Origin of the sequence: Avibacterium sp. 21-599, from assembly GCF_026226765.1 — a bacterium.
Classification (GTDB): Bacteria; Pseudomonadota; Gammaproteobacteria; order Enterobacterales; family Pasteurellaceae; genus Avibacterium.
The window spans coordinates 192,335-212,292 of record NZ_JAKKOB010000002.1 but is presented as its reverse complement, the minus strand read 5'-3'; the positions used below and the strand labels follow the sequence as shown (position 1 = coordinate 212,292).

At 39.1% G+C, this 19,958-nt stretch carries 14 protein-coding genes, 4 tRNA genes, 3 pseudogenes and 1 CRISPR repeat array; of the genes and pseudogenes, 7 read left to right on the top strand and 14 right to left on the bottom strand.

From position 1 onward, the window contains the following. Positions 1-122 precede the first annotated feature (122 nt). The 3 genes and pseudogenes from L5B83_RS10915 to L5B83_RS10905 all read left to right on the top strand — a co-directional run bounded on the left by L5B83_RS10915 (position 123) and on the right by L5B83_RS10905 (position 2,201). Positions 123-773: pseudogene (locus L5B83_RS10915) on the top strand (IS1595 family transposase). 502 nt (positions 774-1,275) lie between these two features. After that, positions 1,276-2,019, top strand: coding sequence for a zeta toxin family protein (locus L5B83_RS10910; RefSeq protein WP_265778541.1), 744 nt, complete (start codon positions 1,276-1,278; stop codon positions 2,017-2,019). A 5-nt stretch (positions 2,020-2,024) separates the two neighbouring features. Continuing rightward, positions 2,025-2,201, top strand: coding sequence for a hypothetical protein (locus tag L5B83_RS10905; protein ID WP_265778540.1), 177 nt, complete (start codon positions 2,025-2,027; stop codon positions 2,199-2,201). 334 nt (positions 2,202-2,535) lie between these two features. Here the strand turns inward: L5B83_RS10905 and L5B83_RS10900 are convergent, their stop codons facing one another. The 7 genes from L5B83_RS10900 to L5B83_RS10870 form a co-directional block, all read right to left on the bottom strand. After that, on the bottom strand, positions 2,536-3,555 hold the full coding sequence (locus tag L5B83_RS10900; RefSeq protein WP_265778539.1) for a glycosyltransferase family 2 protein: 1,020 nt from the start codon (positions 3,553-3,555) through the stop codon (positions 2,536-2,538). A 107-nt stretch (positions 3,556-3,662) separates the two neighbouring features. Further along, positions 3,663-3,839 carry a hypothetical protein gene (locus L5B83_RS10895; protein WP_265778538.1) on the bottom strand — a complete coding sequence of 59 codons (177 nt, stop codon included), beginning with the start codon at positions 3,837-3,839 and terminating at the stop codon, positions 3,663-3,665. Between the two features lie 193 nt (positions 3,840-4,032). Continuing rightward, positions 4,033-5,217 carry an elongation factor Tu gene (tuf, locus tag L5B83_RS10890; protein WP_046097610.1) on the bottom strand — a complete coding sequence of 395 codons (1,185 nt, stop codon included), beginning with the start codon at positions 5,215-5,217 and terminating at the stop codon, positions 4,033-4,035. 102 nt (positions 5,218-5,319) lie between these two features. Further along, positions 5,320-5,395: transfer RNA gene (locus L5B83_RS10885), tRNA-Thr, on the bottom strand. 4 nt (positions 5,396-5,399) lie between these two features. After that, positions 5,400-5,474, bottom strand: a tRNA-Gly gene (locus tag L5B83_RS10880). Positions 5,475-5,515: 41 nt separating this feature from the next. Further along, positions 5,516-5,600, bottom strand: a tRNA-Tyr gene (locus tag L5B83_RS10875). Between the two features lie 34 nt (positions 5,601-5,634). Further along, positions 5,635-5,710: transfer RNA gene (locus tag L5B83_RS10870), tRNA-Thr, on the bottom strand. A gap of 215 nt (positions 5,711-5,925) precedes the next feature. Between L5B83_RS10870 and coaA the strand changes: the two genes are divergently transcribed. Continuing rightward, a complete protein-coding gene (coaA, locus tag L5B83_RS10865; RefSeq protein ID WP_250351361.1) occupies positions 5,926-6,879 on the top strand; it encodes a type I pantothenate kinase in 954 nt (317 codons plus the stop codon). A gap of 63 nt (positions 6,880-6,942) precedes the next feature. Here coaA and gltS read toward each other — a convergent pair whose 3' ends face one another. Beyond that, positions 6,943-8,151, bottom strand: a complete 1,209-nt coding sequence (gene gltS, locus L5B83_RS10860) for a sodium/glutamate symporter (protein ID WP_250351360.1) — start codon at positions 8,149-8,151, stop codon at positions 6,943-6,945. Positions 8,152-8,384: 233 nt separating this feature from the next. Here gltS and L5B83_RS12515 point away from each other — a divergent pair, with 233 nt between their 5' ends. After that, on the top strand, positions 8,385-8,534 hold the full coding sequence (locus tag L5B83_RS12515; protein ID WP_442780644.1) for an IS630 transposase-related protein: 150 nt from the start codon (positions 8,385-8,387) through the stop codon (positions 8,532-8,534). Positions 8,535-8,899: 365 nt separating this feature from the next. Beyond that, positions 8,900-9,708: a CRISPR direct-repeat array (repeat unit 28 nt; unit sequence TTTCTAAGCCATCTACGCGATGGATAAC). A 194-nt stretch (positions 9,709-9,902) separates the two neighbouring features. Here L5B83_RS12515 and cas6f read toward each other — a convergent pair. From cas6f to L5B83_RS10830, 6 genes and pseudogenes are all read right to left on the bottom strand, one after another. Further along, positions 9,903-10,450 (bottom strand): annotated as a pseudogene (gene cas6f, locus L5B83_RS10855) (type I-F CRISPR-associated endoribonuclease Cas6/Csy4). Between the two features lie 10 nt (positions 10,451-10,460). Beyond that, a complete protein-coding gene (gene cas5fv, locus L5B83_RS10850) occupies positions 10,461-11,480 on the bottom strand; it encodes a type I-Fv CRISPR-associated protein Cas5fv (RefSeq protein ID WP_265778536.1) in 1,020 nt (339 codons plus the stop codon). A 10-nt stretch (positions 11,481-11,490) separates the two neighbouring features. Beyond that, positions 11,491-12,456 carry a type I-Fv CRISPR-associated protein Cas7fv gene (cas7fv, locus tag L5B83_RS10845; RefSeq protein WP_265778535.1) on the bottom strand — a complete coding sequence of 322 codons (966 nt, stop codon included), beginning with the start codon at positions 12,454-12,456 and terminating at the stop codon, positions 11,491-11,493. A gap of 29 nt (positions 12,457-12,485) precedes the next feature. Beyond that, a complete protein-coding gene (gene cas3, locus L5B83_RS10840; protein ID WP_265778534.1) occupies positions 12,486-15,140 on the bottom strand; it encodes a CRISPR-associated helicase Cas3' in 2,655 nt (884 codons plus the stop codon). A gap of 139 nt (positions 15,141-15,279) precedes the next feature. After that, positions 15,280-15,516, bottom strand: a pseudogene (locus L5B83_RS10835) (type I-F CRISPR-associated endonuclease Cas1f); the annotation flags it as partial. Positions 15,517-15,676: 160 nt separating this feature from the next. Further along, positions 15,677-16,690 (bottom strand): GlxA family transcriptional regulator, encoded by a 1,014-nt coding sequence (locus tag L5B83_RS10830; protein WP_265778533.1) that lies wholly within the window; start codon positions 16,688-16,690, stop codon positions 15,677-15,679. Positions 16,691-16,872: 182 nt separating this feature from the next. Between L5B83_RS10830 and L5B83_RS10825 the strand changes: the two genes are divergently transcribed. Beyond that, positions 16,873-17,724 carry an MBL fold metallo-hydrolase gene (locus tag L5B83_RS10825; protein ID WP_265778532.1) on the top strand — a complete coding sequence of 284 codons (852 nt, stop codon included), beginning with the start codon at positions 16,873-16,875 and terminating at the stop codon, positions 17,722-17,724. A gap of 326 nt (positions 17,725-18,050) precedes the next feature. Continuing rightward, positions 18,051-19,919: a monovalent cation:proton antiporter-2 (CPA2) family protein gene (locus tag L5B83_RS10820; RefSeq protein WP_265778531.1), complete on the top strand. Its 1,869-nt coding sequence runs from the start codon at positions 18,051-18,053 to the stop codon at positions 19,917-19,919. Positions 19,920-19,958: the final 39 nt, after the last annotated feature.

The window sequence follows — 19,958 nt, the reverse complement described above, 5'->3', positions numbered from 1 at the left end:
AATATCGTAGGCAAAAATGATCTTGGCAATTTTAAAGCAAATGTATAAAAAAGCAACTGATTAATTTTAATGGGGCTGTCCTAGATAACGACTAAAAACTCTATTTAGGTTAGAATGAACCAATGAGAAAAAGTCGTCTAAGTCAGCATAAACAAAATAAACTCATTGAGTTATTTGTCGCAGGGATTACAGCAAGGACTGCTGCGGAGTTGGTCAATGTAAACAAAACAACAGCAGCATACTACTTTCATCGTTTACGCCTGCTCATCTATCAAAATAGCCTACACTTAGAAATGTTTTAAGGTGAAATTGAAGCCGATGAAAGTTATTTTGGTGGTGCCCGCAAAGGTAAACGTGGTCGTGGCGCGGCAGGGAAAATCGCAGTATTCGGGCTCCTTAAACGCAATGGCAAGGTTTATACCGTTGCGGTTCCGAATACTCAATCAGCCACCTTGTTACCTATTATTCGAGAGAAAGTAAAGCCTGATAGTATTGTTTACACCGATACTTATCGTAGTTATGATGTGCTTGATGTGAGTGAATTTAGCCATTTTCGTATCAACCACAGCACACATTTTGCTGAAAATCATAACCATATTAATGGAATTGAGAATTTTTGGAGCCAAGCAAAACGCCATTTACGCAAATTTAATGGTATTCCTAAAGCCCATTTTGAGCTTTATTTAAAGGAATGCGAATGGCGTTTTAATTACAGTGACATAAAAACTCAAATTTCCATTTTAAAACAACTGGTTAAAGGGAGTTTAGTCTAGTTATCTAGGACAGCCCCATTTTAATTATTAAAAAAATAAGGTGAATGTGGATAACTTGCATTTTACCCACACATTTCTCCCTTTAAACGCCCTAAAATTGGGCAAGGTTTCCCCTTTATTGGGGAAAAGAAATGCTGAGGGTTATTTGTCAATAAATAGGGGGGAGGTTGTGGATAAGTTGGAGATCATCACAATCACATCACTTGCTGAATCTCCTTGAGAATCAACCTGTTGATGTGAGTGATGCTTATTATAAAATGGCAAAGAAAATGTTATTACAATTAGAAAAGAGAAGGTTGGTTGTTTGTGGTGGATTTCATTGGCGATAAAAATTCTTAATCTAATTTGATGTATAAAATAACACAAAAATTTGTTGCTGATTTTAAATGGAGAGAATAAAATTAGTTAGAAATCAGGTATCATTAATATTTAATAATTTATTTGGAGTAGCTTAGATTATTTGTAGGCTATTTTTGTTTTTTCTTAAATACATCTAATTAACATGACAGAACAACATTTAATAACAGAACAAGAATACAAAAACGCAGTAAAAGCTGAAGGCAGAATTGAAATTTTACTTGAACTAATTGATAATTATTACCAAGAGGAAATATCTACTTTTGAACAATTAAGTTCTGATAGTAATGATAGTATTGCTGTCTTTGTTGGGGGTGGTAGTTGTTCTGGAAAAAGTACTATTCGCAGAGATCTTATAGAATCATTTGACAATGCTCTTATTGTGGTTGATAGCGATCATTTAAAGGAAATTATCCCAGAATATAATGAGCTATTTCTTAGTTATGGATTTAAAACAGCTTCTATTGTTCATAATGAAAGCTCACATATGGCGAAGTTATTAACCGATAAAATTATCAAAGAGTGTAATAATTTTCTCTATGATGGAACACTAAAAAATACTGAAAAATATGAGATATTATTTTCTTTACTAAGAAAACATCATTATAAAATATCTTTACATATTGTTGATTGTGATATTGAACTAGCTATTCGACGAAACAAAGCAAGGGCATTAAAAGAGTCCAGAGTAGTCCCCGATAAGATTATTAGAGAATCACATCAAAAGATAGCTAATTCATTCTTGGTATTAAAAAATTTGGTTGATGAGTGGGTGTTATATAACACAAATGGAGAGGCACCTATTATCATTGCAGCATCTGGCACAAAAATAAAAGAGGAATCTTTATATCAAGCTTTTTTGGCAAAAGGGAAAAATGTTGAGGAGTAAATATTATGGAGAAAAAGTTATCCACCAGAGAAAAAATAGCTCTGCGGCTTTCTCAAAATAGGTCCTTTTATGTTGAGAAAACTAAAGAAAGTAATAAAGCGTATGAGCAATATTTATCTTCGGATAAAAAACAAGAAATAGATAAATTTATTTATCAAAAAATAAAGAGCTGTATTAGATAAGCATCAAAAGTCATTTGATCGTTTAATCGACAGTACGGCACAGATGGTTGCTATTGAAAAAGGTGAAATACAACCTCACCTAATTCGGTAACCCAATTTCGTATTTCTGATGTCAAAAAATTTGTACTCACCTATTTAACATAAAGGTGCTCGCCGATCTATCAGAGATAAGCCCTACATTAGTATAATATTGAGAAACAGTTCGCCACACGCCGAATCAAATAGTCCAGCGTTAAATTATTGCCTTCCTTTGAAAAAGAGAGCATACATTTTAGAAACATTAAGCGCGGTCTAATTTACATTAAAATCGGTGAAAAAATTACCGCACTTTAGTTTAGCTTTGTTTTTCTTCTTCAAAATACTGGAGTAGTTGTAACGTTGTTTTGTAGAGATTTTCTAGTGCTGATAATTTAATCAAATGCGTGTATTTGAGCGGCAGCGGTACGTTGATGAGTGGGTAAATTCTGGCAATTTTGATGCGTGTGTGTTGCTGTATTTTTTTATCTGTTCGATAAGTAAAGGCGGTATGACGCAGGGTGTCGAGGCTTTGTGCGTGTTGTAAATTATAATTGCTTGCTTCTTCCCAAAATAGATCTTGGCTGCGTTTATCTATGCGGTTAAAACGTGCCATTGTGAGACTGCCAACCAATAATTTCGATAACATTTGTTCACTGGAACGCACGGGATAATGTGCCAGTGTTAAGTGCGGTTCTGATTTTATGATGATGTTAGGCTCTTGTTGGTAGCTTGTTCTAAAGCGTTCAAGGTATGGGGGAAGAAACAGCAAGGTTGGAAAGCTGTTATCACGGGTGAACTGTTCGATAAATTGGTAATGGACTTTGTGACTTCCTGAACTGATAAAACCCGTTTTTGCAATCTCTGCGGGGATGATCACTTTTCCCATTACAAAGGTTTCATAACGCACTTCATTAAAACGTGCCAAAAAATCGGCTGTTGGTGTCGTTTGATTTGGCAAAAAAGTTTCCCACAAATAGGTGCCGACATAGCCTTGGGGGATCTGTTGTAAGCATTGTTCAAAATAATGTCGGTGGGGCGAATTGATAAATTCATCAGCATCGAGTGGGAGGACATAATCAATACTTGGATCTTGCTTGATGCAGTGTTTCATTAAATCATTGATGATTAAACTTTGTCGATGCTCAATAACGGGATGATGATAAATAAATATGGGCAAGCCTTCTTGCTTAAGTAATTCAAGAATGAGACGGGTGTTATCTGTACTGTTATGATCAAGGATGTGCATTTCATCAACAAAACGAAGGTTGTAGCGAATAAATGATTCGATAATATCTACTTCATTTTTTACCATTGATATACTGATAATTTTGCTCATATTTTTCGAGATTGTCCTTTGTTATTCTGTAAAGAAAATGGCGCTGAGTTTTATTATCCTTTGATAGGATGATAGCCATCTCCAATGAATGCACGATGTTTATAGGCTTAGCGTAAACCTAAAATGCAATCCATTTCATTCATTACGTCTTCATTTGAATAAATTTCGATTTCGCCAGATAACACTTTTTGAATGAAATGCTGTGCTTGTATTTGTGTTGTATCTAAAAACAAGGTCTTTTCTTCATTGCATTTTTCTGTTTCTGTGTTTTGTTCCTTTTGCATATCGTTTATTCTCTGTTATAGATAAGTGAGATGAGCGTGCAATATCCTATCATTTTTACCCTTAAAATAAACAAAAAGTGATACTGAGCTGAGGTGCTAAAATCAGGCGATAAGTAATCAAAAAACAAAAGGGCATCTTTCGATGCCCTCTTTCGCTTTCTGATAGTTTTCTAGTGTTACCTAGCAATAATCATTATTTGATGATTTTCGCTACAACACCCGCACCTACTGTACGGCCACCTTCACGGATCGCAAAGCGTAAACCTTGATCCATCGCGATTGGGTGAATTAAGCTTACTGTCATTTTGATGTTATCGCCCGGCATTACCATTTCTACACCTTCTGGTAACTCGATTGTTCCTGTTACGTCAGTGGTACGGAAATAGAATTGTGGGCGGTAACCTTTGAAGAATGGGGTATGACGTCCACCTTCTTCTTTTGATAATACGTAAACTTCTGATTCAAAGTCGGTATGTGGTGTGATTGAACCCGGTTTCGCTAATACTTGACCACGTTCGATTTCTTCACGTTTTGTACCACGTAATAATGCACCGATGTTTTCACCTGCACGACCTTCGTCAAGTAATTTACGGAACATTTCTACACCTGTTACAGTTGTTTTCGCTGTTTCTTTGATACCAACGATTTCTACTTCATCACCTGTGCGGATGATACCACGCTCTACACGACCTGTTACTACAGTACCACGACCTGAGATTGAGAATACGTCTTCGATTGGTAATAAGAACGGTTGGTCAATCGCACGCTCTGGCTCTGGGATGTAAGTATCTAGGTGGTTTGCTAACTCAAGGATTTTTTCTTCCCATTGTGCATCGCCTTCTAACGCTTTTAACGCTGAACCACGTACGATTGGGGTATCATCACCCGGGAAGTCATATTGAGAAAGAAGTTCACGCACTTCCATTTCAACTAATTCTAATAATTCTTCATCATCTACCATATCGCATTTGTTTAAGAATACGATGATGTATGGTACACCTACTTGGCGACCTAATAAGATGTGTTCACGAGTTTGTGGCATTGGACCATCTGTTGCTGCTACTACTAAGATTGCACCGTCCATTTGCGCTGCACCAGTAATCATATTTTTCACATAGTCCGCGTGTCCCGGGCAGTCAACGTGTGCGTAGTGACGAGTTGGGGTATCGTATTCAACGTGTGAGGTGTTGATGGTGATACCACGTGCTTTTTCTTCTGGCGCGTTATCAATTTGGTCAAATGCGCGTGCCGCACCACCGTAGTGTTTTGCTAATACGGTTGTGATCGCTGCTGTTAAAGTTGTTTTACCATGGTCAACGTGGCCGATTGTACCCACGTTTACGTGCGGTTTTGTACGTTCAAATTTTTCTTTAGACATTAAGAGTCCCTCTAGATAAACACGGTTATCGATGGTTCAAAATACCACATTAACCAATTGAATAAGTTTAAGCTATTAATAAGAGAAAGGTGAAATTAAGGCTGGTGCTGATAGGCGGATTTGAACCGCCGACCTCACCCTTACCAAGGGTGCGCTCTACCAACTGAGCTATATCAGCGCTTTGGAGCGGGCAGCGGGAATCGAACCCGCATCATCAGCTTGGAAGGCTGAGGTAATAGCCATTATACGATGCCCGCAGTCCTAAATTCATCTGTCCCATCAGAATTCATCTAAAAAATGGTGGAGGGAGAAGGATTCGAACCTTCGAAGGCTGAGCCGGCAGATTTACAGTCTGCTCCCTTTGGCCGCTCGGGAATCCCTCCGCACTAAATGAATGAACTTGGCTACGCTTGGTTATGGTGCCGACTACCGGAATCGAACTGGTGACCTACTGATTACAAGTCAGTTGCTCTACCTACTGAGCTAAGTCGGCGTCGTAAGCAAGTGAGGCGTATTATAGGGAAATTTTTATTGCTGACAAGCGTTTTTTTGAAAAAAAATTAATTTTTTTTATTGTTCGGCTATTTCTCACTCAAAATGCACAAAATTTATAAAAAAAGTGCCAATTTATTCTAAATTTTACTAATCAGAAGCCAATTTATAGGGTATATTTCTATTCATCATTCTATAAATTATGAAGACAACATTGTGGCCTTTTCTGATTCAACGTTATTAAATGAGCAATTAACGCCTTTTCTTTCTTTTGATCGCCAGCAATGGGCAGAATTACGCAAATCCGTTCCATTAAAACTGACCGAGCAAGATCTTAAGCCTTTGTTAGGTTTCAATGAGGATCTTTCATTAAATGAAGTAAGTACCATTTATCTGCCTTTGGCACGTTTAATTAATTACTATATTGAAGAAAATTTACGCCGCCAAACCGTATTAAAACGATTTTTAGCTGGTGATACCCCAAAAGTACCTTATATTATTAGCATTGCAGGCAGTGTCGCGGTGGGGAAAAGCACTTCAGCACGCATTTTGCAATCGCTCCTATCAAACTGGCCGCAAGTGCGTAATGTGGATCTTATCACCACCGACGGCTTTCTTTATCCCTTAGAAAAACTTAAAAAAGACAATCTGTTACAAAAGAAAGGCTTTCCTGTTTCTTATGACACCCAACGCCTAATCCATTTTTTGGCAGAAATAAAATCAGGTAAACGCAATGTAAGCGCACCGATTTATTCTCACTTAACTTACGACATTGTACCTGACCAATTTGATTATGTGGATCAACCTGACATTCTTATTTTGGAAGGATTAAATGTGCTACAACGTGGCAATAGCAATACAAATCAAGTTTTTGTTTCTGATTTTGTGGATTTTTCTATTTTTGTTGATGCCGAAGAACACTTATTAAAAGAATGGTACATTCGCCGTTTTCTCAAATTCCGCCAAAGTGCATTTAATAATCCTCATTCTTACTTTAAGCACTATGCCAGCCTTTCCGAACAAGAAGCCATTGCCACCGCGAGTAAAATTTGGGAGGAAATCAACGGCAAAAACCTCCGAGAGAATATTTTACCGACCCGAGAACGGGCTAATTTAATTTTGACCAAAGGCGCCAATCACGCGGTGGAAAAGATTAAATTGAAAAGATAGATATGAAAAATCGTTGTTAAGTTTGATTAACAACGATTTTTTATTATATCAATCGGCTCCTGTTTAATGGAATATCGCGACCACTTCCACAAAAAGCTTCAGTAAACTCGCATTAAGAATATCAATAAAAAATGCCCCCACCATTGGCACAATCAAAAAAGCTTTGTGAGAAGGTCCGTAGTGAGACGTTACCGCCTGCATATTCGCAACAGCAGTTGGCGTTGCCCCTAAACCAAAGCCACAATGCCCCGCACTCAATACCACAGCATCATAATCTTTCCCCATCACTCTGAAAGTAACAAGAATAGCATATAACGCCATTACTGCCACTTGAATGAGCAAGATCACTAAAATTGGCAATGCTAAGCCGACTAATTCCCACAATTTGAGCGACATCAATGCAATGGCTAAAAAAATCGAAAGTCCGACACTTCCCAAAATATCAATGGCCTCTTCCGCTACTTTAAATTTAAACAGATGAGATAAAGAATTACGCACAATCACCCCAGTAAACAAACACCATACAAAGGTTGGAAGTTGGAATGCGGTGCCTTTCGCCAATAAATCTAATTGTTGCCCAATAAACAAACAAATCGATAACATCGTAATTGTTTCAATAATTGAACGCGTATTGACTTTACGGCGATACACGGGTTTTTCAAACGCCTCTTCCACATCATCTAAATTTTCATCTTCAGGAATTTCTTTGCGGTGTAAACGCTTAAGTAAAAAGCTCGCCACCGGCCCGCCGATAACCCCACCAAAAATCAAACCGAAAGTTGCACAAGCCATTGCTAATTCTGTCGCACTTTGAATACCAAAACGTGCTGCCAACGCATCGGCCCAAGCCGCCCCCGTACCGTGTCCTCCGGTTAAGGTCACGGAACTGGCTAACAAGCCATAAGCGGGATCTAAGCCTAATGCCATTGCACTGAAAATGCCTACCGTGTTTTGTAATGCAATTAATCCCGCTGCAACAAAAAGGAACATTACTAACGGCATTCCGCCTTTGATTAAACGAGAAAAATTCGCACTCAAACCGATAGAAGTAAAGAAAGTTAGCATCATTGTACGTTGTAAATCCGTATCAAAACTGAAACTTAATCCCCAGAATTGATGAACGCCTGTTAAAACGATTGCAACTACAAAACCGCCTACAACCGGCTCAGGAATATTATAGTGATTCAATAAACGAACACGTTTGACTAAAAAATACCCCAACAATAAAACTAAACAGGCTAACGCCAATGTTTCATAAGTATCAAAAACCATATCCTTCTCTTTTTTATTTCTTCATCTCCTACTCCTTTAGGAGTAAAAGCATACCCTATGGAAAATCAAAGTGAGTTAATATAGCAAAAAAACCTTTATTAATGTAGGCTCACTGCGTTATTTGCCTGTTTTTCTCATTTCATATTGTTGCCGCAAATTGAATTTTACTCCCTGTAATCGTTCTCACAAATTTTCTTTTTCATCCGCACTTTTCGCAAAAATTCGCGTATATTTTGTACATTGATAACAACCTTCTTAAAGCGGATGTTGAAGATTATCCCAATGATTATCAATGGCAACGAGTACAGCGTTTAGGCAGCAGTCAAAATGCCATTCGATTTGCTTTAAAAAGGTTAGGGATAACACGTAAAAAAAGACGGTAACCCATCCTCAAGAAAGTGCTGAGAAACGTGCCTCTTTTGTTAATAAATTTGAATTATTTGAAAAAATGGAAGAAAGATCATTCAGTTAGATCAAAGTGGTTTCAAAATGCAGGACAATAGACCATATGGCTACACTTAAAGAGTGTCAGCCTTGACTGAGTCACGAAAACTAACAACGTAAACATCAGAGTAATGCCATTGAAGCAGTGCTCAATCAACAGCTTTTTGCTGTAGGCTTTATGATTGTGGTATCAATAATGATGTTTTTCATCACTGGTCAAACAGCGATTGCTTCCGCAACTTCGCGGTACTAAAGTCATTGCGATGGATAACGGGATTTGCGACCAGTCAGGCACGCCTGGGATTTTCTAAGCCATCTATGCGATGGATAACGGATAACGGGCGTGGTGTAGATGGTGGACGTGTTTCTAAGCCATCTATGCGATGGATAACAAAAACCTCTTTTTTATATTTATTTTGATATTTTTCTAAGCCATCTATGCGATGGATAACGTGCGGCAATGCTTGCAAGTCGTAATCAATAATTTCTAAGCCATCTACGCGATGGATAACGCGACAAGTGAGGCGATTACTATTAGCAAGTTATTTCTAAGCCATCTACGCGATGGATAACCAAGCCGAACGTGACCAATTGCTAGCGAGTATTTTCTAAGCCATCTACGCGATGGATAACTAAAAAAGGGATTTGAATAAATGGCATTAATTTTTCTAAGCCATCTACGCGATGGATAACATCGCCCTTGGTGCTGGCTTTCACTCCGCAGTTTTCTAAGCCATCTACGCGATGGATAACCCTGTAATCGTACCGGCTTTTATTTCGTTACTTTTCTAAGCCATCTACGCGATGGATAACGCTCTCGACCATTTTCGTAAGCACGAATAAAATTTCTAAGCCATCTACGCGATGGATAACCTCAATTGTGGAACAATGGCAAAAAGATTGTGTTTCTAAGCCATCTACGCGATGGATAACCTTTAACATTCCGCCAACCATTAGAACGATTATTTCTAAGCCATCTACGCGATGGATAACTTAGCTCCATCTTATTACCAATTTCGCATAGATTTCTAAGCCATCTACGCGATGGATAACGAGAAATATTCACTTTTACAACGTGCAAAAGCTTTCTAAGCCATCTACGCGATGGATAACCTTAATTTTATCTAGAAAATTTAGCTATAACAATGTGTTATAGTAAATTTTGTAATTTACCCCATCGTTTGTTTATTATTTATAACCTATTGTTTTTAATAAAATTATTAAAACGCCTTTAAAAAAGGGTATTTTAATTTTTAAGATCTCACCAAGAGGGTACCGTGCTGCTTTTATGGCTTAATCCATAGGTACTACCCCCCCTTTACGGGATTATCTGCTCGTGTTTGTAGAATCACAAGCTGATAAGATTGTGCATTGCTCTCGCTTTTCATTCTGATAAAGGGCGGGTGAAGCTCTGCTCTGCGGTGAGTCTTGCAATGCATCAATGCCTCTTCATAGCTGATGTGGTGGCGTTTTGCGTGGGCTTTGGCTTGCTGTTCAATTGGGCGGAAGCGGTAGCGTTTAACCGTAACTGGCACCGCATAGTCAGGCCGGCTGCTGGCTTTTTGATGTGGATATAGTCCGTCAATCTTGCCAGCCATTTTTCTAAATTCAGCGTTGCAAGAGTGGCTTCATCTGGAGCAATGAGACGGATTTTGCTGCCAAGAGTCGCAAAGTATTTATTATTTCTCTGCTCGTATTGATAATGAGGAAAACTTACACCAATAGGATTAGTCTTATGCTGATTATAAAGGTCAGCAAAAGCAATATGCAGCTGCTGATACCGTTTTTCCCAAAGAATTCTAATACTGTAATCTTCATTATCTATTAAGGTAATCTCTTGATAAAACTTGGTCATCTTATCTCCTTTAAATAAATCGTATCGCTGACACATATGCCAAGCCTTTTTTTCCTAACGGAAAAGGACTAACACCTGCATTCTCTATCATACTTTTAAGTTCTTGAGCTTTATCTATATCAATATCAATATCAAGTTTGATGCTAAGTTGCCCACTTGCTTTGGTCAGGGAGTATTTAACCTCCCCTTCACCCTTCTTAAATTCACTTCTTATATAGGGATTACCGTAAATAATTTTTTTATTTCCCGTTGTGTATTTCTCCATAAAATCTTTGGTCGTATGACCATTTTTAGAGATACCGCTAATACCGCCCCTTGCTGATTTAGCCGTTGCCATATCATATTTTTTTTCCAGCCGTTCAAGCTGTAAATATAAAGCTGAGCAATATAAAGGAAGAATGAGCAATTTACCTGCAGTATTGACTGACTTATACTCTTCTAGAAATTTCTTTTTTAATATTTCTGCTGCTTGCTGGGGTTTTCCTTCAAAAGGTATTGGCTTTTCTTTCTTAAGTAAATCAAGCCTTCCGATGATATGCACGGGATTAAGCGGTATTTCTGCTTTAACCTGAGTATCATTTAAAATAAATTCACACAACTCTTCTACAGAAAGTGCGAGCACACCCCAAAATGCTTGAGAATAATCCGATTGAAAGATGGGATCATTTGATTTAATCATACCCGTAAAGGCATTTTGATCAGTACTACCCTTGATGTTTCGGATATAGACAACTTCTTGGTTGACTGTTTGTATGTTGTCTTCAAAGCTGATTTTATCTTCAAGACTACGAAAATAATAGCAGCCACTTTGCTTTGCCTGATAAAGTTTTCTTTGATCGCCAATCAGGCGGCATAGCACACCCAAAACGGTATTTTGGGTGATTTCTCGCTGATGATAATTCTCCGCTTTCTTTAACTCAGTCATTGAAGCGATAAAATCTCTGCCTTTTTTCGGTAAAGACTCATCGTTACTGCCATTAAGGAAAGCATTTCGCCAACTGGCTTCATAGTCAATCATAATTTCTAACATAGCAATACTCTTATTTGGTCTCTTTCGCTTCAAAATAAATAGCGTATGCTGATGTAGGCTGTGGATTGATTTCTTCAGGACTGCGCTTGATACGCATCATTTTATTGCTATCGTTGTAATCCACTTCAATTTCATCTACATACATATAGCCCTTAGCTTGGCGGATAGAGAGTTCACGAATCATTTCCAGTATCGTCTCGACTAAGATTGCAATTGCATCTTGATTTAACAGAATACCAACTTCTCCCTCTTGATAAATGGTACCTTGACGGACGTAGTTAGGGTGGAATATGGCTTGAGGGTTGCGATGAGAGTCAGCATTTAGCGTCTTGATAAAATTGGTAATGGCTTGGGCGACTTTCTCTCCTTCAGTTTCTTTAATGACCATAGCACAACGGTCAAATTTTTTATCTAAAGAAATAAATTCCAATTGTTCGATGCTAAGCGATCCATAAGCAATATATTGGGTATCACCAAAAGTGGTTTTGGAAAAAAACGAAGAACTATCGCGCTCCCCTGCTTGGGCAAATTGCTCAAAATTGCCATTACCCAGCTGATCAATAAAATCTTCAATCAATAGCGGACTGGTACGCTTACATTGGCTTGCGGGTACAACATAACCACGAATTAAGCCTGTAAGAGAAGCCAATAGGGGGATCAAATCTTTCTCTTTTTCAGAGGCAAAATGTAAGTCATAAGCTTGTTCACGAAAAAGATGGTGGCGGATACAATTCTGGCTGATATAAAGCGGTGTTTCTTTAAAATCAATATCAGTCGCTTCTTTTTTGTATTTATATCCCGTTTCATCTTTTATTCTTCCCGTTAGGTTGCTGTAACCGCGCAGTTTAGGTAAGGTATGATTATCAACAGAACGCCCTTCGTTGCTCAATGTTGTAGGTCCGTTCCAATTGACAACACCATGCCCATAAGCAGTAATTTTAAAATCAACAGATTTAATGCCTTCAATTTTTTTCATTATCTATCTCCTTATTAATAAATGATATTTTATTTTTCATATGCCGACTTTATATTGTCAATATTCATGATGCCAACAGGCTGCTTCGTGGTTTTGACGTAATAAATTGCTAAACTATGAGGGTCTCCCCCAATAGCCCTTAAATCATCAGGGGTATAACTTAAATAGATGGGGGACTCTGGTGAGCGTGCTTGATTGAGTAAGATAAAGTCTTTATAAATTTTTTTACCGCCTTTAATATTGTGATGTTTTTGCTGCATAAAAGCCAATAAGTTCTTACCGCTATCACCATATCCTTCAATACGCTCTCTGCTTTCAGTCAACGACGCGTCAATTGCTGCTTCTACGTTATCTTCTTCATAAGCGTATTCATTGCAAATATGCGGATTAAGCTGTTCATCAACAAAACACACTGCCATTTGTACAAAGCGATTATCACCACGCAGTGAATTTTTTGCGATTTTCGGTGCGGTTGGCTGCTTACGTTTTGGTGCAATGCTAATGGGATCTAAAACCTTTTGATTAATAAGCGACACGCTATGTTTTAATAATTTTTCTATATCTTGTTCAATTTCTGATTGTATCTTTTCATTTTGGTAGAAAGAAGCATACAGTGCATAAAGCTCGTTGAGTGAATAGTCTTTTCCCTCATCTAAATTGTTTTTGAGGTAGTTTAGCCAGCAGTAGGCACTACGCCAAGTATGTAATTGGTTTAAGAATTTAGCTGTTTGACTGGTTTGTTTACCGTTCTCACTGCTTTTAGGTATCACGGTGATATAGGGATTGGGGGTGTTATTTGTTCCAAAGCGATCTAACCGACCAAGGCGTTGCAGCCAATTTTCTGCCGTTGTCATTTCAGTCAGCATTTTATTACAACTGATATTCAGTGAGGCTTGTACAATAGGACCGCTTCTTAAAGTTTGATATTTTTTAGAACCATTTTCTTTAAAACTTTTAAAGGTCTCATCAAACCAATAAGCTTTATCAGTTTTGCTATATTTTGAATGTAAAAGGATATTGTTTTCATCACATTGATGATGAAGAAATCCGTATTGTGCATCTTTAGCAGTATTGGTAATAACAAAGGTTTCTGTTTCATCCTGTTTTCTACTAACAAGCGGATTTGCTTCATTGGCATCATCATAGCTTTCAAAAATAATTTGATAACGTGATGGATTAAAACTTGGTATAGATACCATTTTATGCTCAGGAATACCAAGAAATTCTTTGATAAAGAAATAATTTGGAGTCGCAGAAATAAGCAGAGTATCGCTGTTTGTTCCAGTCGCTTTTTTGGCTTCTATGAGCTCGGCAAATAGAAGATTAAATGCGGGCAGTGTCATTATTTCATGAAATTCATCAAAAATAATATGCTGCTTCATAAAGTTAAAGATGGAAGTAATTTTATTATGAGAAATAATATTATTAACAATTTGATCAATGGTTGTAATAACAATATCACCACTAAAGTAACTGTCTTCTGGGGTATCTGGACTGTCGATAATATTGCCGTTACCTGTCAGAATCTTTTTGTACTCGCCAGTAAAGAGTTCAATTTGGCCATTAGGAAGATAATCAGCTTGGGTTAGATCATGTACCAAGCCAAGGCACACTTGTACACGTGGACAAATCCAAATAATTTGTTTTGCATCCGTTTTCAATGCCCACTCCAAGGCAATTTTGGTTTTGCCACAGCCAGCTGGGCCTTGTAGCACAGCGATGTTATCTTCTTTGTTAAATAGTGCACGCTTTTTAATTTCTATCAGTTTATTAACAGCTTCACTTTGAGAGAGATTGCGTTGGCTATTTGGAAAACGGCGTTCAAATTGAGTCAAACAACTATGGATATGATCTTTTAATATGGTCTCACTTTCGATATCAATTAAAGTGTCTAAGCTATTTTCAGCAATACATTCGGCAAGTTCTTCTGCGCTTTGTGCTGAAATAATCCGATCTGCACTAATGACCGCAGTTCGGATTAAATTATTATGCGCGTTTATCTTAATATCTTGGCGGTATTCTTCTAGCTTATCAGCCAAATCATCATAGCTTTTATAAGGCGGTAAGGATATTTGCTGTAAAGTGTAGTTTTTCCGCCAATGTATGGGGAAGTATTGACCGCCGATTGACTCCATGTCTTTTAATAATTGTAGTGTCTGCTGATAAAATGCATTGATACCATCTGGCAGATTTTTATTCAGTATTTTTTCAATGCCTCTTGGCTGTTCAAATAATTTTCCTTCTTTGCGAAATGGCCGTGTGTGATGCCAGTAAACGGTATGCATAATTTGATTTTTTTGGCTGTCATTCAATGTTAATGCGTCAGTATTTAAAAGACTTTGGGTTAAAAGCCAAGATATTTCATTATGCCGTGGGTGTTTTTCAAAACTAAATGCACTAAATCCTTTATGACTGGCATCAATATGCTCACCATCTTCAGAAATAATAAACTCATCTCGGCTATCTTCATCTAAAGATTTAATCTTTTCCGTTACCCATCTCTGAAATTTTTGGTCAAGTTTGCCAATATCATGTAACAATCCCGCATAAAAGGCAGCCTCAATCAGTTTAGGCTGTTTTAACCCCATCATTTCCACTAGCTTAGCAGCGAGATAACCTACAGCATAAAGATGGTGGCTGAGTAATTGTCCTTTGGTGTTAGCGTAAGCTTGATTAGCAGACATAGTTATTTTCTCCATAATAACGGGTTGATTTGTGTAATTAACAGGAACAATGCCTAATTCATTAAATTTACGTCTGTTGCCAATAATAAAAAGCAGTTCTGTGGTATGACTGGCGCGGTTGCGGTGTCAGCCAGCTGATTTCCGTGCCTGCAAAGAGCGGAGTGCCGCCACCGCCGCAAAAACCGACCAAAGCACCAGCCTGAGCCAATACACGCATAGCGACTTGTGTGATAGAAGTGCCAGTCCCCAGTAAGATAACGGTTGTATTGGCAATGGGAATATTGTAATAGAGATTTGCACGTTTGCTATGCAGAATGGTTTTGAGATCGGAAGCATTGAATCCAGATGCCTGATAGGGGCTTAGTGTATGAGGCATAAAGGCTCCTTTTTAATTTTTGACAACCCTATTTTCTGTTAATACTTGTTCTTTATACAACATATTTTGCCGTAACTCACGGAGCTGGCGAAGAATACCGCCTAAAACCTTTTGATGTCACTTTAGTCTATCAAAGTGCTAATTTTCCCCAAAAAACAGATTAAGACTTTCGCCATTCCATATTTAGCATAGTTATTTTATGATGTACTGCTTTAACGCTCAAATCATTCTCATCTCCTCCCCCCCTCCGCCACATTCTCGGGCTTACGCGGTGCTTTTTTCTAAAATGCTGGCGAAAGGCGGTGGCAGAGTGAAAGCCAATTTCGCTTGCAATGTGTTCAATGCCCAAACCCGTGTTTTCTAACAGTTCCCGTCCACGCTGAAGACGCAGGGCAATCAGCCATTCGGTCAAAGACACACCTGTGGCTTGGCGAAAATGGCGGGTAAAGGTGCTTCGGCTCATATTCAGACGCTTTGCCAGTGCATCAATACGGTAATCTTGCTTGAGGTTTTGCTGCATTTGTGCCAGCAGTTCGCTCATGTTTTCGCTTGGGCTTAGGCGGGCGATGGGCTGCTCGATAAATTGTGCCTGTCCGCCTTCACGGTGCGGTGAAACCACCAGTATGCGGGCGATTTGGTTGGCGATTTTTACCCCGTAGGTTCTGCGAATGATGGCAAGACAGCAGTCAAGGGCGGCCGCCGTGCCAGCAGAGGTCATCAGGCTGCCTTGCTCAATGTAGATGGCTTCAATGCTCAGTTTAACGGCGGGAAAACGCTTGGCAAAATCCGCTTCACCCAGCCAGTGGGTAGTCGCCTCTTTGCCGTTTAGCAGTCCGCTGTACGCCAACAAATAAGCACCGTAACAAAGTCCTGCAACCAAAGCCCCACGTTGATTGGCTCGGATAAGTGCCTGTTTTAAGGCATCGCTTGGCATTTTTTCAGGCTGCCAGCCAAAGGCAATCACCATATCGGCACGCTCAAGCAGGCGTAAATCGCCGTCAGCAGGCACGTAAATACCGTTTTCTCCATAACAGCAGTCAGGATGTTCTGCGACAATTTTCAGATGAAACAGTGGTTTATCGTCAACATTGAGCGAAAAAACACGTTGCGGTATGGCAAATTGAAAGGGGTTAAAATCAGGATACAGCAGCAGGGCAACAGTCGGTGCGGTCATTTTTTTCTCACTTTTTGAGCCAATTCTTTCGTTTTTTGAAAGATTGGTCAATATTTTTGTTTTTCAAGAAGATGGATAATGCTCGTTCTTGAAAAAGATGGCATTTCACCCGCCATTTTGATGATTTTTCACCGCCCGATGCTTTAATTTTCAAGTATGGGCAATCGATTTAAGGAATCACGATGCGTACCAAAACTTTACTTGCCACTGCCCTTTTTGGGGCGTTATTGAGCGTTCAGGCTTACGCCAGCGACAGCTATCAGCATATCCGCAACGCCACCGCGAAAGTCAGCTATGCAGGACAGACGTTTTTGATTGACCCGATGCTTGCCAAAAAAGGGGCGTATGAAGGCTTTCCCAACACGCTAAACAGTCAGCTGCGTAACCCTCTAACCGAACTGCCGATGCCGATGAATGAGGCTTGGCAAGGGGTAACGGCGGTTGTGGTTACCCATACCCACCTTGACCACTGGGACGAGGCAGCACAAAAATATCTGCCCAAAGATTTGCCAATTATCGTGCAAAATCAAGATGATGCGAAAATAATTCGTGAACAGGGATTTAATGATGTGCGGGTGTTAAACGAGACCTTGAAAATTGGCGATGTCAGCCTGCACAAAACAGGCGGTGCGCATGGCACCAAAGAGATGTATGCGGTCGCACCGCTTGGGCAATTGCTGGGCGATGCGATGGGCGTGGTGCTGCGTGCCAAAGACCGTAAGACACTTTATATCATGGGCGATACGCTCTGGACGGCTGATGTCAATAAGGCGCTCATCAAATATAAGCCCGATGTTTTGGTGATGAATACGGGGTCGGCAAGGGTCAATGGCTTTAATGAAGGCATTATCATGGGTAAAGAAGACGTCGCCCACGCCCATCAGGCAATGCCCAAGGCAAAAATCATTGCCGTGCATATGGATGCGGTCAATCACGGTGCGGTGAGCCGTCAAGCGATGCGTGCTTTTGTGCAAAAATCTGGGTTAAAAGATTGGGTTGCCGTGCCAGAAGATGGGGAAAGTGTGAAGTTTTAAAATAGGGACGTTTAAAGGTGAGATAAGGCAAGACGGTTTGACGCAGCAAGTTGAGCCAATATTGTCTTATTTCAAAAGCAAAAGCCTCTAATTTTGTACTGATATACTTTGATTTTTTCAAACGAAGGCTATCTGAATATATTTTGATGTTGAGATAGCCTTTTATTATAGATAGATTTTGTGTTGATCATCAAAGGTAGATTTTATTGAATGGGATAGAAGAAAGAGATTGATAATTTTTGTTTAAAATATCTCGTGATATTTGAAGTAAAACTGATTACTATGCTAAACCTATATTTCTATTTGATTAGGTAAATAAGACCCTTATGACATCACTATTAACTTCCGCTTTTATCTATCTTTTTGCTGCCGTAGTTGCGGTACCCATTTCTAAACGTTTAGGGCTTGGCTCTGTATTGGGATACCTTCTTGCAGGCGTGGCAATTGGCCCTATTCTGGGATTAGTTGGACAAGAAACGGAAAGTATTCAACACGTTGCGGAGTTTGGGGTAGTGATGATGCTCTTTCTAATCGGGTTAGAGCTAGATCCAAAATTGTTATGGAAATTACGCAATAAATTATTCGGATTAGGAAGTTTACAAGTCATTCTGACTGTGGGGGCAATAGCAGGTATTGCACATTTATGTGGATTAAGTTGGTCTATGAGCCTTGCAATGGGTTGTGTACTGGCTGTTTCGTCAACCGCAATTGTATTACAGACCTTAGGAGAGAAACGCTTATTAAATAGTCCCGGTGGACAAAGTAGTTTTTCAGTTTTGCTCTTCCAAGATATTGCGATCATTCCTATTTTAGCATTGCTACCCATTCTGGCTTCCCCTGAATTATTAACGAGTTTACAAAATGCAGAGCAACATAGCGGAAATTTATTAGAAGGTGTAAATAATTATGTTAAAACCTTAATAACCCTAAGTGTGATTAGCTCTATCGTCTTTGGTGGTTATTTTCTCGCACGGCCTATTTTTCGCTATATTGCTGCCTCAAGAATGCGAGAAATTTTCACTGCATTTGCTCTAGCTTTAGTCATTGGGATTGCCGCAATGATGTCAGCCATTGGGCTTTCTCCTGCTTTAGGTACATTTTTAGCTGGGGTTGTTTTAGCAAATAGTGAATACCGGCACGAATTAGAGAGTAATCTTGAGCCTTTTAAAGGATTGTTATTAGGGCTATTTTTTATTACTGTTGGGGCGGATATTAACTTTCGTCTATTTTTTGATGATTTTGCTGTTATTTTGGCTATCACTTTAAGCTTTATTTTAGTGAAAGCGATCGTACTATGGGGGTTAGGTTTTATTTTTCGGCTTGATCGCCTAAACCGTTATTTATTTGCTTTAAGCCTTGCACCCGCTGGAGAATTTGGCTTTGTCCTACTGTCTTTTAGCCAGCAAAATGGGATCTTACCTCAAGAGCTTACCGATAAACTCTTACTTGCTGTCGCCATTTCAATGTTACTGACCCCTTTCTTATTTATTGCTTATGATAAGTTGATTGTCGCAAGGGCAAGCCATCAACAAAGAGAAAATGATACCATTGAAGATCAAAATGACGTGATTATCATCGGACATGGTCGTTACGGGCAAATTATTAGTGGAATGTTGATAAGTTGTGGTTATAAGCCAACGGTTATTGATTATGATGCAACCTTAGTAGAAGGACTTTCACGTTTCGGCTTAAAAACCTATTTTGGAGATGGATCTCGCTCTGATTTGCTCGAAACAGCAGGTATTGATAAAGCCAGCCTTTTGGTTATCGCCTTAGATGATAAAGAACAAGCAATAAAAATTGCACACTTTGCACATCATTTTTATCCTCATTTACCTATTATTACTCGCGCCTATGATCGTTTGCATGTTTATGATCTATACCGTGCAGGCGCGCGAAATATTGTGCGTGAAACATTTGATTCTGCCATTCGTAGCGGACGCCTTGCACTTGAGGAACTGGGAATGGATAAAGATAAAGCCAAGCAAGTTGCCGAATTTTATTATCATCGCGATCGCCATAGTCTCGCTGAAATGGCGAGTCTTTATGATCCCGAAATGTCGGTTTTTAGCAATGAACGTATGATTGCTCGTGCGAAAGAATTAGAACTCGAAACAAAAGAAATGATGCAAACGCTTCTTCAAGGCGGTGAAGTTGATTGGCAACCCGGAGAGGAAAATCGTGCTGGTGAGTAAAGTAAAAGTGCGGTCGTTTTTTCAGCAATTTTTATATGA

Bases quoted from the DNA above. Each gene is read 5' to 3' on its own strand.
- L5B83_RS10910 (WP_265778541.1), top strand. From the start codon at position 1,276: ATGACAGAACAACATTTAATAACAGAACAAGAATACAAAAACGCAGTA.
- L5B83_RS10905 (WP_265778540.1), top strand. From the start codon at position 2,025: ATGGAGAAAAAGTTATCCACCAGAGAAAAAATAGCTCTGCGGCTTTCT.
- L5B83_RS10900 (WP_265778539.1), bottom strand. From the start codon at position 3,555: ATGAGCAAAATTATCAGTATATCAATGGTAAAAAATGAAGTAGATATT.
- L5B83_RS10895 (WP_265778538.1), bottom strand. From the start codon at position 3,839: ATGCAAAAGGAACAAAACACAGAAACAGAAAAATGCAATGAAGAAAAG.
- tuf (WP_046097610.1), bottom strand. From the start codon at position 5,217: ATGTCTAAAGAAAAATTTGAACGTACAAAACCGCACGTAAACGTGGGT.
- gltS (WP_250351360.1), bottom strand. From the start codon at position 8,151: ATGGTTTTTGATACTTATGAAACATTGGCGTTAGCCTGTTTAGTTTTA.
- cas5fv (WP_265778536.1), bottom strand. From the start codon at position 11,480: ATGTTAGAAATTATGATTGACTATGAAGCCAGTTGGCGAAATGCTTTC.
- cas7fv (WP_265778535.1), bottom strand. From the start codon at position 12,456: ATGAAAAAAATTGAAGGCATTAAATCTGTTGATTTTAAAATTACTGCT.
- cas3 (WP_265778534.1), bottom strand. From the start codon at position 15,140: ATGTCTGCTAATCAAGCTTACGCTAACACCAAAGGACAATTACTCAGC.
- L5B83_RS10830 (WP_265778533.1), bottom strand. From the start codon at position 16,690: ATGACCGCACCGACTGTTGCCCTGCTGCTGTATCCTGATTTTAACCCC.
- L5B83_RS10825 (WP_265778532.1), top strand. From the start codon at position 16,873: ATGCGTACCAAAACTTTACTTGCCACTGCCCTTTTTGGGGCGTTATTG.
- L5B83_RS10820 (WP_265778531.1), top strand. From the start codon at position 18,051: ATGACATCACTATTAACTTCCGCTTTTATCTATCTTTTTGCTGCCGTA.